Source organism: Pseudomonas sp. GM24 (genome assembly GCF_000282235.1).
Classification (GTDB): Bacteria; Pseudomonadota; Gammaproteobacteria; order Pseudomonadales; family Pseudomonadaceae; genus Aquipseudomonas.
In genome coordinates, this window is record NZ_AKJR01000281.1 from 71 (window position 1) to 12,680 (window position 12,610).

10 protein-coding genes are annotated in these 12,610 nt (G+C 61.4%); 6 read left to right on the forward strand and 4 right to left on the reverse strand.

The genetic code is table 11. From position 1 onward, the window contains the following. Positions 1-39 precede the first annotated feature (39 nt). Both PMI23_RS26540 and PMI23_RS26545 read right to left on the reverse strand, forming a co-directional pair. Positions 40-444 carry an META domain-containing protein gene (locus PMI23_RS26540; protein WP_042705045.1) on the reverse strand — a complete coding sequence of 135 codons (405 nt, stop codon included), beginning with the start codon at positions 442-444 and terminating at the stop codon, positions 40-42. Next, entirely contained in the window at positions 444-878 is a 435-nt protein-coding gene (locus tag PMI23_RS26545) for a hypothetical protein (RefSeq protein WP_007917492.1), read from the reverse strand. The genes PMI23_RS26540 and PMI23_RS26545 overlap by 1 nt, the downstream gene beginning before the upstream one ends. A 133-nt stretch (positions 879-1,011) precedes the next feature. Between PMI23_RS26545 and PMI23_RS26550 the strand changes: the two genes are divergently transcribed. After that, positions 1,012-1,464 carry a hypothetical protein gene (locus PMI23_RS26550; RefSeq protein WP_007917490.1) on the forward strand — a complete coding sequence of 151 codons (453 nt, stop codon included), beginning with the start codon at positions 1,012-1,014 and terminating at the stop codon, positions 1,462-1,464. Positions 1,465-1,476: 12 nt separating this feature from the next. Here the strand turns inward: PMI23_RS26550 and PMI23_RS26555 are convergent, their stop codons facing one another. Both PMI23_RS26555 and PMI23_RS26560 read right to left on the reverse strand, forming a co-directional pair. Beyond that, the gene (locus PMI23_RS26555; protein ID WP_007917488.1) at positions 1,477-2,466 is read right to left on the reverse strand and encodes a 2-hydroxyacid dehydrogenase; all 990 of its coding nucleotides are present in this window, start codon (positions 2,464-2,466) and stop codon (positions 1,477-1,479) included. Positions 2,467-2,548: 82 nt separating this feature from the next. Beyond that, positions 2,549-5,302, reverse strand: a complete 2,754-nt coding sequence (locus PMI23_RS26560; protein ID WP_042705046.1) for a response regulator — start codon at positions 5,300-5,302, stop codon at positions 2,549-2,551. A gap of 220 nt (positions 5,303-5,522) precedes the next feature. On the opposite strand from PMI23_RS26560, the gene PMI23_RS26565 reads away from it, so the two are divergent. From PMI23_RS26565 to relA, 5 genes are all read left to right on the forward strand, one after another. After that, entirely contained in the window at positions 5,523-6,245 is a 723-nt protein-coding gene (locus PMI23_RS26565) for a response regulator transcription factor (protein ID WP_007917484.1), read from the forward strand. After that, complete coding sequence (locus PMI23_RS26570) at positions 6,232-7,656, forward strand: sensor histidine kinase (RefSeq protein WP_007917482.1); 1,425 nt, start codon at positions 6,232-6,234, stop codon at positions 7,654-7,656. Before PMI23_RS26565 ends, PMI23_RS26570 begins: the two co-directional genes overlap by 14 nt. 253 nt (positions 7,657-7,909) lie before the next feature. Further along, the gene (gene cysM, locus PMI23_RS26575; protein WP_042705044.1) at positions 7,910-8,812 is read left to right on the forward strand and encodes a cysteine synthase CysM; all 903 of its coding nucleotides are present in this window, start codon (positions 7,910-7,912) and stop codon (positions 8,810-8,812) included. Beyond that, on the forward strand, positions 8,812-10,188 hold the full coding sequence (gene rlmD, locus PMI23_RS26580; protein WP_007917478.1) for a 23S rRNA (uracil(1939)-C(5))-methyltransferase RlmD: 1,377 nt from the start codon (positions 8,812-8,814) through the stop codon (positions 10,186-10,188). Before cysM ends, rlmD begins: the two co-directional genes overlap by 1 nt. Positions 10,189-10,289: 101 nt before the next feature. Then, positions 10,290-12,533 (forward strand): GTP diphosphokinase, encoded by a 2,244-nt coding sequence (gene relA, locus PMI23_RS26585; protein WP_007917476.1) that lies wholly within the window; start codon positions 10,290-10,292, stop codon positions 12,531-12,533. Positions 12,534-12,610 lie beyond the last annotated feature (77 nt).

Sequence of the window (12,610 nt, forward strand, 5' to 3'; positions counted from 1 at the left end):
CGGGCGGCGTTCCGATGAGGGTATCGGCGGTCTAGCCAATCAACCCTCTTCCAGCCACCAACGCAACGGCTTGCCTTCCGCCGGCCAGAAGCGCATCTGCTCGATCGGCGAGATGTCCCAGCGCTCGACATGCTCCAGCGCCTGCAGGAAGCGTTGTTCCTGCTCCATCAGCGCTGGTGCACAAAGCTTGCGGGTCTTGCCGATCTTGCCGAAAGTCAGCTTGTCACCGTCCAGCGTGTACGGCGCGAACCAATGGTTGCAGCCACCGTTGCCGTAGGCGCGGCCATCATCGCCAAGGGTCACGGTCAGATGGCTGTAATCCATCAACGGCCGCTCACCGATCCACTCCAGAATGTAGCTGCGGTTCTGTTGCAGTTGCACAGGTTCTGCGGCACAGCCCACCAGGCCGGCACCGACCAGCGCGGTCAGGGCAAGGCGTTTGATCATGCCGACACCTGGCATTTCGGGCACAAATGCTTGTCGCCAACGGCTTTCCAGCCCAGCTCGGCGATGCGCGCGGTGGCTGCCGGTTTTTCTGCGGTTTTACCGAGTTTGGCGTCCACGGCGAATTCGAAGCTCAGCTCTTTGGCGCAGCTGTCGCAGTTGACCTGCCAGGTGTGGATCGCCAGTTCACCGAACACCGGGCCCGTGGTCATCGCGGTCCATTGGCCCGGCGGATTGATCAGGTGGCGGACGGTTTCAACGGTCAGGCGCATGGACAAGTCCTTGCTGCCTTTGAGGGTGACCAACAGCGCGTCACCGATGCGAATCGAGCCACCATTGCCGGTGACCTGATAGCGGCCCGGAACGAGGGCGCGGCATTCGGTGAGAGTGTGTTGCGGGTTCATCAGGGTGTAGCGGAAATCGTGTTCGACCATGGGTCCTCCAAATATGCGCGACATGCTAGCACGGGCTTGATTGCAGAATGATGCGCGCGTGCGACCTTCGATCCGGTTCAAATGCCGCGACACTCATGGCAAACTGCCGGCCTCGAATCTGAAGGAACGGAACATGGCGCTGATCGAATGTTATGAATGCAAGAAGAGCATCAGCTCCGAAGCCAACGCGTGCATTCATTGCGGGGCTCCAATGGCGGAGCAAGCAGTACACGCGCAAACCGTAGCCGCGCCTGTTCAGGCTGCGACAATCTCGTTCGGCAGTCTGCCGCGTAACAAGGCTGTGCCCGAAGTCAGTGCTCCAGCGCCTGAGCCGCAACCTTTGCCGAAAGTGATGCCGGCCGCAGCGCGGCGTCGGCGCCAGCAGCCCACCGAGCAACCGGCCACTGAGCAGACCAATGCCGACGGCAGTCGCCCGGTGGAAGGCTGGCTGAAGATCATGATCTTCCTGCTGCCGATGTTTTTCGTCTGGTTCCTGCTGCGCTACGGCCACTCGATGAAACAGCGCTTTTTTGGCTTCGGCTGGCTGGCGATGCTGATTCTGGCGACTTCGCTTTCACCCAAGTAAGCGGAAAAAATTTCAACCCTCGACCTGGTTCTGTGGCGTTCCCGCCACCCAGGTCGCGATGTTGTGCAGGGTGGTTGCAGCAATCGCACCCAGTGCTTCGCGGGTCAGAAACGCCTGATGCGCGGTGATGATCACGTTGGGAAAGGTCAGCAGGCGCGCCAGCACATCGTCCTGCAGGGGCAGGTCGGAGCGATCCTCGAAAAACAGTTGTGCCTCTTCCTCATAAACATCCAGCCCCAGATAGCCGAGCTGGCCGTCCTTCAATGCATCGATCAGTGCCGGTGTGTCGACCAGGCCACCACGGCCGGTATTGATCAGCATGGCGCCGGCCTGCATGTGCGCCAGCGAATCGCGGTTGATCAGGTGTTTGCTCTGCTCGTTGAGCGGGCAGTGCAGGCTGATGATCCGCGACTGCGCGAGCAGTTCCGGCAGGCTCAGATAACGCGCACCCAACGCCAGCACCTCCGGGTTGGGGAAAGGATCGTAAGCCAGCAGCTCACAGCCGAAGCCGTGCATGATTTTGGCGAACGTGGCGCCGATCTGGCCGGTGCCGACAATTCCCACGGTTTTGCCGACCAGGTCGAAACCGGTCAGGCCATGCAGGCTGAAATCGCCTTCACGGGTGCGGTTATAGGCACGGTGCAGACGACGGTTGAGGGCCAGGATCAGCGCCACGGCGTGTTCGGCCACCGCATGCGGCGAGTAGGCCGGCACGCGCACCACGGCCAGCCCGAGACGTTTCGCCGCGGCCAGATCGACATGGTTGTAACCCGCCGAGCGTAGGGCAATCAGGCGCGTGCCGCCCGCGGCCAGACGTTCCAGCACCGCAGCGCTGAGATCATCATTGATAAACGCACAGACCACTTGGTGTTTGTCGGCCAGCGCTGCCGTATCGAGGCTGAGCCGGGCCGGTTGAAAGTGCAGCTCGATACCCGCCGGGCAATCGGCGGCGAGGAAGCTGTCGCGGTCGTAGGTCTGGCTACTGAAAACGAGCGTGCGCATGAAATCCTCCTGGAACATCGACACGGATTGAATCACCCGATCCCACTTTAGCGCTGCCGGTGTTGGCCGGCATTGCTGTGGATCAGGCGCTGATCTTCGCTTGCGCCGCGAGCCGGTTGATCGCGCGCTCCAGTTCTTCCAGCGCTGCCACAGCCTTGGGGTCGTCCTGCTTGAGCAGGGTTTCGCTGCGCTGGCAGGCCGCGCGCAATTGCGGTACGCCGCAATAACGGGTGGCACCGTGCAGGCGATGGACGCGCTCGATCAATGCGTTCTGGTCGCGGTTTTCGCACGCCGCGCGGATGGCTTCGCGGTCGGCTTCCAGTGAGGCGAGCAACATGGCCAGCATGTCCGCCGCCAAGTCAGCCTTGCCGGCAGCCAGGCGCAAGCCTTCCTCGTGATCAAGCACCGGCAGTTCGTTATTGCCCGCCGCGCTGTCGCTGATCCGTTCCGGCCCTTGATTGCGCAAGGCCAGGCCGGTCCACTTCAGTACCACCTGCGCCAGTTGCCGCTCGCTGATCGGCTTGGTCAGGTAGTCATCCATGCCGCTTTGCAGCAGCGCGCGTTTTTCGTTGGCCATGGCGTGGGCGGTGAGGGCGACGATCGGCAGCGGCGTGCAGTGTCGCTCGCTTTCCCACTGGCGAATGGTTTCGGTGCTCTGGCGGCCGTCCATGCCTGGCATCTGCACGTCCATCAACACCAGATCGAACGATTCGCTCTGCACCGCTTTGACCGCCGCGTAGCCGCTTTCCACCGCAAGTACCTTGGCACCCATGTCTTCGAGCAGGGTTTGCACCAGCAGCAGGTTGGCCGGGTTGTCGTCGACACAGAGCACTTTCGGCGCGCGGCTCGACAGCGGTTCGCCTGGCTCATTGCGCGGCTGGCGCGGGTTGACCAGATCGGCCAGGGCGCGCCGCAATTTACGTGTGCAGGCCGGTTTCGCTTGCAGTTGGCTGTGCGGGTTCGGCACCGACAGATGGAACAGCGTCTGTTCGGTGGTCGGGCACAGCACCAGCACTTTGCAGCCGAGGTGTTCGAGGTCCCAGATGTGCTGATTCAAACGCTCGGGCAGCATGTCGTTGCTGGTGATGCCGATGACCGCCAGATCGATCGCCTGATCGGTCTGGTGCGCGCCGGTGACGCCGTTGGTCAAACTTTCGAGGGTGTTGAACGGCGTGACATCGAGGCCACAGTCTTCCAGTTGGTGCTGCAAGGCCTGACGTGCCAGTTCGTGATTTTCCAGCACCGCCACGCGGCGCCCGAGCAACGGCGCGGCCGGCAAATCTTCGGCGTCGTCACGGGTTTTCGGCAGGCTCAGGCTGATCCAGAATTCCGAGCCTTCGCCCGGCGTGCTGTCGACGCCGATTTCGCCGCCCATCTGTTCGATCAGGCGTTTGGAAATCACCAGCCCCAGACCGGTGCCACCCGGTTGCCGCGACAGCGAGTTGTCGGCCTGGCTGAACGCCTGGAACAACGCGCGCACATCCTGATTCGACAGACCGATGCCAGTGTCCTGAATGCTGATGCGCAGTTGCACGCTGTCTTCGTGTTCCTCTTCAAGCATCGCCCTGGCGACGATGGTGCCTTCGCGGGTGAACTTGATGGCGTTGCTGACCAGGTTGGTGAGGATCTGCTTCAGACGCAGCGGGTCACCGACCAGCGACAGCGGCGTGTCGCGATAGACCAGACTGACCAGCTCCAACTGCTTGGCGTGTGCGGCCGGGGCGAGGATGGTCAGGGTGTCCTGTAGCAGGTCGCGCAGGTTGAACGGAATGTGGTCGAGTACCAGTTTGCCGGCCTCGATTTTCGAGAAGTCGAGGATCTCGTTGATGATCCCCAGCAGGCTGTCGGCAGACTTTTCGATGGTGCCCAGATAATCGAGCTGGCGCGGGGTCAGTTCACTTTTCTGCAACAGGTGGGTGAAGCCGAGAATGCCATTGAGCGGCGTGCGGATCTCGTGGCTCATGTTGGCGAGGAATTCGGATTTGATCCGGCTGGCTTCCAGCGCTTCTTTGCGCGCCAAGTCCAGTTCGATGTTCTGGATCTCGATGGTTTCCAGATTCTGCCGGACGTCTTCGGTGGCCTGATCGACACTGTGCTGCAGTTCTTCGCGGGCGTTTTGCAGGGTGCCGGCCATGCGGTTGATGCCCGACGCCAGTTCGTCCAGCTCCTGACTGCCGAGCGGCGGCAAACGCGTTTCCAGATGGCCGTCCTTGAGTTGCGCGACGGCTTGCTTGATCTGGCTCAGCGGACGGTTGATGGTGCGGCCCATGCGTAACGCCAGCAATGCCGCGCCCGCCAGACCGGCGGCAATCAGCAACAGGCTGGCGAACAGGCTGCGATAACCGCGCAGCAGCATGCCGTTGTGCGACAGCTCCAATTCGACCCAGCCGAGCAGTCGGTCGGATTCGTCCGGGATCAGTTCACCGGCGAGGTTGCGGTGTTTGCCGAACACCGGCATCAGGTAACGCGTCGCGTCATTGCCGCTGCGCCGTTGCAAATGCGAGCTGTCGCCGCTCGGCGCCTGATTGAGCATGGTCGGCCCGGCATGGGCCAGCGGCGAGCGGTCCGGGGCGAGGAAGGTCACCGCGCGCACGTCCGGTTGTTCAAGAGACTGGGTGGCGATGCGTTCAAGCAGATCGCTATTGCCGTGCCCCATGGCGGGTGCCACCAGCGGCGCCAGTTGCTCGGCGATCATTTCGCCGCGTTGCATCAATTGGCTCTGCAAGTCGGACTGCTGCGTCCAGGTGAAATAACCACCCAGCACCAGCGCCATCAGGCTGGTCGGCAACAAGGTCAGCAACAACACGCGACCTTTGATTCCCAGTTTCTTGAGCACGCCTATCTCCTGCATCCCGCTGATCTGTTGACTCATGCGTGCATCCGGCACGCGGCATGGGCGCAGTGTAGCGATTTGCTCGCAGGCAATCTCCGGAAAAATGCACTCGTGGTGGGGCAGGGGGGCCGGTGTTCATTTGTCGGTTGGGCCAACCTTGAGTTGCCCGATCCCCGGCAATCTTGAATAATCAGTCTCAACTGAGAATTACTTGCAGATACTCATGACTCCTGTTTCCGCTGGCCAGCCACGCATTCTCTCCATCGAAGACGATCCGGTGCTCGGCGCCTATGTTCACGAACATCTGGGCCGCAGCGGCTTTCAGGTGACCTGGTGTCAGAACGGTCAGGAAGGCCTGAGCATCGCCAAACGCCAGCCGTTCGATGTGGTGCTGATGGATATCCTGTTGCCAGGCATGGACGGTTTGAATGTGTTGACGCAATTGCGCCAGAGCCATTCGACGCCGGTGCTGCTGATGTCGGCCCTCGGCGCCGAGGCGGATCGTATCAGTGGTTTCCGTCTGGGGGCCGACGACTATTTGCCCAAACCGTTCAGCATGGCCGAGTTGCATGTGCGCATCGAAGCGATCCTGCGTCGAGTTGCCCTGGATCGGCGACCGGCATCGCTGGCGCCGCCGGTGGCGGCCGGTACGCTGCGTTTTGACGATGAACAGTGCGATGTGTTTTTCCGCGAGCAAGCCGCCGGGCTGACCCGCAGCGAATTCCGTTTGCTGGAAACCCTCAATCGCAATGACGAGGAAGTGCTGAGCAAAGCTTTCCTCTATCAGCACGTTTTGCAACGCGGCTACGCGGCCCACGACCGCAGTCTCGACATGCATATCAGCCAGATCCGCCGCAAACTCAAAGCCATCGGTTACACCGAGCGTGAAGTGCGGACTGTCTGGGGCAAGGGCTACGTATTGAGCGCCGCCGATGAAACGCTCTGAACTGCCGGGGCGGCATTCGCTGTTCTGGAAACTGGCGTTTCTGCTGGTGGCCTTCTGTCTGCTGATGATCTGGCTGAGCTGGTCGTGGGGGCGTTACATGGAGGAGCGCAACCAGTTCCTCTCCGACGAAGCGCGCGGCACGCTCACTCGTTATGCCGCGCAAGCGGAACAGGCGTGGCAGCATGGTGGACGCAGCGGTGTTGATGACTGGCTGCAGAGCATGGAATTGCGCGAAGCCAGTTGGGTCGGCGTGATCGGCGGCAATTTGCAGTCGCTGAGCAATGATCCGCTCAATGATCAGGAATTGCAGCGCCTGACCTTCCTGCGCGGTCTCGACTGGCCGATTCACAAACAGGGGCGGCCGTGGTTGCGCATTCCTTTCCCCAATGAGCCGTCTGCCGGCAGCCTGGTGATCGAATTGCCCGAACGATTTGTTCCGGGCAAGTACCGGGTGTTCTGGCGCGTCATCACCAACGGCGTGATTCCCGGGTTGTTCACGTTATTGCTGTGTGTCGGTCTGTACCGCTTGCTGGTCGTGCCGCTGAACAACCTGCGCGAACAGGCCAACGCCTGGCGCGCCGACCAGTTGAATGTACGGCTGTCGAGCGGCATCACCCAACGGCCGGACGAACTCGGCGAGCTGGCGCGGGCATTCGACTCGATGTCCGAACGCCTGCAATCGACCGTCGCCTTGCAACAGCAACTGCTGCGTGATCTGTCCCACGAATTGCGCACACCGTTGAGCCGCTTGCGGGTCGCCAGTGAAAGCGAACAAGGTCTGCTGCAACTGCGTGAGCGCATAGGTCGTGAAGTCGACGGTATGCAACGCTTGGTCGAAGACACCCTGCAACTGGCCTGGCTCGATACCGAGCGCTCGCCATTGCCCGACGAGGCGATTCAGATCGAGGCGCTGTGGGAAATGCTCACCGACAATGCCTGTTATGAAAGCGGCTGGCCGAGTCTGCAATTGCAGTGCGCGGTCGAGGCCTCATGCTGGGTGCGTGGCAACCTGAATACGCTGGCGCAGGCGTTGGAGAACATTTTGCGTAACGCGATTCGGCATTCGCCGCCGAGCGGGATCGTGCGTCTTGATGGACGGCGCGATGGTGATTACTGGCATCTGTGGCTGGAAGATCAGGGCGGCGGCGTAGCGGAAGGGGATCTGCAACGGATCTTTTCACCGTTCACCCGGCTCGACGGCTCGCGGCCCGGGGACGGTGGATTTGGCTTGGGGCTGAGCATCGCGCGCAATGCCGTGCAGCGTCAGGGCGGAAGTATTTGGGCGGAGAACAGCGGGGCGGGGTTGCGGTTGAATTTGCGGTTGGTCGCTGAGGGTGATTTCGCGCCGCCTGACGCCTTCGCGAGCAGGCTCGCTCCCACATTGGAACTCGGTTCGCCGCAGATCGTGTGATCAACAGTTAATAGTGTCATCACTGCTGACACTATTCTGCGAATGACACTACTCCCTGTGGGAGCGAGCCTGCTCGCGAAGAGTCTCTGCGCATCACCACCAATGAAAATGGCTCAACACAAAAGTCGCACCACTGGTGCGACTTTCAATCCCTTATTCCCATAAACCATAAGCACCGCACTTTGCGTGATATGGCCTGCGCGGGTTTGCCGGTATGATAGGCGCCCCCGCACGTCTGGATTGCGAATACGCCATGACCTTGCAGTACCCAACCATCGCCGATTGCGTCGGCAACACGCCGCTGGTGCGTTTGCAGCGCCTGCCCGGTGCTACCAGCAACACCCTATTGCTCAAGCTCGAAGGGAATAACCCGGCGGGTTCGGTCAAGGACCGTCCGGCGTTGTCGATGATCACTCGCGCCGAGTTGCGCGGGCAGATTCATGCCGGTGATACGCTGATCGAAGCGACCTCGGGTAACACCGGGATCGCGCTGGCCATGGCGGCCGCGATCAAGGGTTACAAAATGATTCTGATCATGCCGGACAACTCCAGCGCCGAACGTAAAGCGGCAATGACCGCGTACGGTGCCGAGCTGATTCTGGTCAGCCAGGAAGAAGGCATGGAAGGCGCCCGCGACCTCGCCCAGCGTATGGAAGCCGAAGGCCGTGGCAAGGTGCTCGATCAGTTCGCCAATGGCGACAATCCTGAAGCGCATTACACCACCACAGGTCCGGAAATCTGGCGTCAGACCCAGGGCACCATCACTCATTTCGTCAGCTCGATGGGCACCACCGGCACCATCATGGGCGTGTCGCGCTACTTGAAAGAGCAGAGCGACAAAGTGCAGATCGTCGGACTGCAACCGATGGAAGGCTCGGCCATTCCGGGCATCCGTCGCTGGCCGCAGGAATACCTGCCGAAGATCTATCAGGCCGATCGCGTTGACCGTATCGTCGACATGGCGCAAAGCGAAGCCGAGGACGTCACCCGACGTCTGGCCCGCGAAGAAGGCATCTTCTGCGGCGTGTCCTCGGGCGGTGCGGTGGCAGCGATGCTGCGCCTGTCCAAAGAAGTTGAAAACGCGGTGATCGTCGCGATCATCTGCGACCGTGGCGACCGTTACCTGTCGACCGGCATTTTCGACGCGCCCAACTGATGGCCAAGCACGAGAGAGGCCTGCGCTTCCAGCCCACGGGCGGCAGCAAGGCCGCGCAAATCCCGACCGGCAAAAAGCAGCGCTTGAGCATCGAGCGCCTGGCCAATGACGGTCGCGGCATCGCGTTTTTCGAAGGCAAGACCTGGTTCGTCCTCGGCGCCCTTGCTGGTGAAGAGGTCGAAGCGCGGGTGCTCGGCGCCCACGGCAAAGTGGTCGAAGCGCGCACCGAACGCGTGTTCAAGGCCAGCGAGCTGCGCCGCCCGGCACCCTGCCAGCACGCCGGCCGTTGCGGCGGTTGCAGCGTCCAGCATTTGCCTCACAACGAACAGCTTGCCCTGAAACAGCGCATGCTCGCCGAGCAATTGTCGCGTGTCGCCGGTGTCGAACCTGAAGAATGGGCAGCACCGCTGACCGGACCTGAATTCGGCTATCGCCGTCGCGCCCGCATCGCCGTGCGCTGGGACATGAAGGCGAAGAAACTCGAAGTCGGTTTCCGCGCCGCCGGCAGTCAGGACATCGTCGCGATCAGCGAATGTCCGGTGCTGGTACAGCCCTTGCAACCGATCATGACCCGTTTGCCGGAGATGCTTCGTCGTTTGAGCAAACCGCAGGCGCTGGGGCATGTCGAGTTGTTCAGTGGCTCGTCACTGGCGGTGTTGCTGCGGCACATGGCGCCGTTGTCCGAAGCGGATCTGACCATCCTCAAGGACTTCTGCCAATTCCATGAAGCGCAGTTGTGGCTGCATGGCGAAGGCGAGCCGCAACCGGTCGATGCGACCCAGTCGCTGGGCTATCGCCTGGAACAGTGGGATCTGGATCTGGCTTACCGGCCGGGCGACTTCGTCCAGGTCAACGCTGGCGTCAACGAAGCGATGGTGGCGCAGGCGCTGGACTGGCTGAAACCGGGTAGCGATGAACGTGTGCTGGATCTGTTCTGCGGCTTGGGCAACTTTGCTTTGCCGCTGGCCAAAGCCGTGCGCGAAGTGGTGGCAGTCGAAGGTGTGCAGACCATGGTCGATCGCGCCGAAGCCAACGCCGCTAGTAACAATTTGCATAACACAAAGTTTTTTCAAGCCGATTTATCCCAGCCTTTGACCGATGCCCAGTGGATCGGAAACGGCTTTTCTGCGGTACTCTTGGACCCACCGCGTGACGGTGCTTTCGAGGTGGTTCGCAAGCTGGCGACCCTGGGTGCCAAACGGTTGGTGTATGTGTCGTGCAACCCTGCAACTCTGGCGCGCGACACGGTCGAATTGATCAAGCAGGGCTACCGGTTAAAACGTGCCGGGATTCTCGATATGTTTCCTCAGACGGCACATGTCGAGGCCATGGCGTTATTTGAAGCGAGCCAGGATGGCTCGTCTGAATCCGTCTGACCTGTCCGCGCAGCGCTCGCTTTAGCCCCGCGAGCGCGAATGGGCACTGAAGGTCAGCGATTTGACGCATTGAATCTGCGTCGTAGGGAAGGTAAAGCAACATGGTACAGGTGAGAGCACACCAGCCGATCAACACTGACGGCAGTATCAATCTCGAGGCTTGGCTCGATCACGCGGTCAGTGTCGATCTGGCACTGGATCGCGAAGCCTTGAAAGAAGCCTGCGAGTTCGCTCGCGAGGCCGAACAACAGTCCAATGCCAAGAAGAATCTGTGGGCCGAAGGCTCCGGTAGTTTCAGTACCGGCCTGGAAATCGCCGAGATTCTCGCCGACCTCAAGCTCGATCAGGATTCTCTGGTCGCGGCGGTCCTGTATCGCGGTGTACGCGAAGGCCAGATCGAACTGGCGGCCGTCGGTCAGCGCTTCGGCCCGGTGGTGGCCAAACTGATCGACGGCGTGCAGCGCATGGCCGCTATCAGCGCCAGCCTCAGTCCGCGTCAGTCGATGGTCATGGGCACGCAGGGGCAGGTGGAAAACCTGCGCAAGATGCTCGTGGCGATGGTCGACGATGTCCGTGTTGCGCTGATCAAACTGGCCGAACGAACCTGCGCCATTCGCGCGGTGAAAACCGCCGACGATGAAAAACGTAACCGTGTCGCCCGCGAAGTGTTCGATATCTATGCGCCGCTCGCGCACCGCCTCGGCATCGGTCATATCAAATGGGAACTGGAGGACTTGTCCTTCCGCTATCTCGAACCTGATCAATACAAACAGATTGCCAAGTTGCTCCACGAGCGACGGCTTGATCGCGAGCGTTTCATCGCCGACGTGATGACCCAGCTCAAGGATGAATTGCAGGCCACCGGCGTCGATGCCGACATCAGCGGCCGGGCGAAACACATCTATTCGATCTGGCGCAAAATGCAGCGCAAGGGTCTGGAATTCAGCCAGATCTACGACGTGCGCGCGGTGCGCGTGCTGGTCCCGGAAATGCGCGACTGCTACACCGCGCTGGGTATCGTCCACACCTTGTGGCGGCACATCCCGAAAGAGTTCGACGACTACATCGCCAACCCGAAAGAGAACGGCTACCGCTCGTTGCACACGGCAGTGATCGGCCCTGAGGGTAAAGTGCTTGAGGTGCAGATCCGTACGCATTCGATGCACGAAGAAGCCGAACTCGGCGTCTGCGCGCACTGGCGTTACAAAGGCACCGACGTCAAATCCGGCTCGAACCATTACGAAGAGAAAATCTCCTGGCTGCGTCAGGTCCTCGAGTGGCATGAAGAACTGGGTGACATCGGTGGCCTGGCCGAACAGCTGCGCGTCGACATCGAGCCGGACCGGGTCTACATCTTCACCCCCGACGGTCACGCCATCGACTTGCCAAAAGGCGCGACGCCGCTGGACTTCGCTTACCGCGTGCACACCGAAATCGGCCACAACTGCCGTGGCGCGAAGATCAACGGGCGCATCGTGCCGCTCAACTACAGCCTGCAGACCGGTGAGCAGGTCGAGATCATCACCAGCAAGCACGGTACGCCGAGCCGCGACTGGCTGAACTCCAACCTCGGGTACGTCACCACCTCGCGGGCGCGGGCGAAGATCGTTCACTGGTTCAAGCTACAGGCGCGCGACCAGAACGTTGCCGCCGGTAAAACCCTGATCGAGCGCGAGCTGACGCGCCTCGGTCTGCCTGCGGTGGACTTCGACAAGCTGGCCGACAAGGCCAACATGAAAACCGCCGAAGACATGTTCGCCGCCCTCGGTGCCGGCGACCTGCGTCTGGCGCAACTGGTCAACCTGGCGCAGCAACTGGTCGAGCCGGAACGCGGTAACGAACAGCTGGAACTGATTCCGCGCAAAGCCACCGGCTACAAACCGGGCAAGCGCGGCGACATTCAGATCCAGGGCGTCGGCAACCTGATGACGCAGATGGCCGGTTGCTGCCAGCCACTGCCGGGCGACGCGATCGTCGGTTACATCACCCAGGGCCGTGGCGTGAGCATTCACCGTCAGGACTGCGCCTCGGTGCTGCAACTGGGCGGGCGCGAGCCAGAGCGGATCATTCAGGTCAGCTGGGGCCCGGTGCCGGTGCTCACCTACCCGGTGGACATCGTCATTCGTGCCTACGACCGTTCCGGTCTGCTGCGTGACGTCTCGCAGGTGCTGCTCAACGAGCGCATCAACGTGCTGGCGGTCAATACCCGCTCGAACAAGGAAGACAACACCGCGCTGATGTCCCTGACCATCGAGATCCCGGGGCTGGATGCGCTGGGGCGCTTGCTCGGGCGCATATCGCAGTTGCCGAACATCATCGAAACGCGGCGTAACCGTACGCCCTGAAGATGGCTTCGATTGATCGTTCCCACGCTCTGCGTGGGAATGCCTCTAGGGACGCTCTGCGTCCAGTGACGCGGAGC

What these genes read in the sequence shown, in the direction of transcription:
- rlmD (WP_007917478.1), top strand. Translation starts at nt 8,812, where the DNA reads ATGGCCAAGCACGAGAGAGGCCTGCGCTTCCAGCCCACGGGCGGCAGC.
- cysM (WP_042705044.1), top strand. Translation starts at nt 7,910, where the DNA reads ATGACCTTGCAGTACCCAACCATCGCCGATTGCGTCGGCAACACGCCG.
- PMI23_RS26555 (WP_007917488.1), bottom strand. Translation starts at nt 2,466, where the DNA reads ATGCGCACGCTCGTTTTCAGTAGCCAGACCTACGACCGCGACAGCTTC.
- relA (WP_007917476.1), top strand. Translation starts at nt 10,290, where the DNA reads ATGGTACAGGTGAGAGCACACCAGCCGATCAACACTGACGGCAGTATC.
- PMI23_RS26565 (WP_007917484.1), top strand. Translation starts at nt 5,523, where the DNA reads ATGACTCCTGTTTCCGCTGGCCAGCCACGCATTCTCTCCATCGAAGAC.
- PMI23_RS26550 (WP_007917490.1), top strand. Translation starts at nt 1,012, where the DNA reads ATGGCGCTGATCGAATGTTATGAATGCAAGAAGAGCATCAGCTCCGAA.
- PMI23_RS26545 (WP_007917492.1), bottom strand. Translation starts at nt 878, where the DNA reads ATGGTCGAACACGATTTCCGCTACACCCTGATGAACCCGCAACACACT.
- PMI23_RS26570 (WP_007917482.1), top strand. Translation starts at nt 6,232, where the DNA reads ATGAAACGCTCTGAACTGCCGGGGCGGCATTCGCTGTTCTGGAAACTG.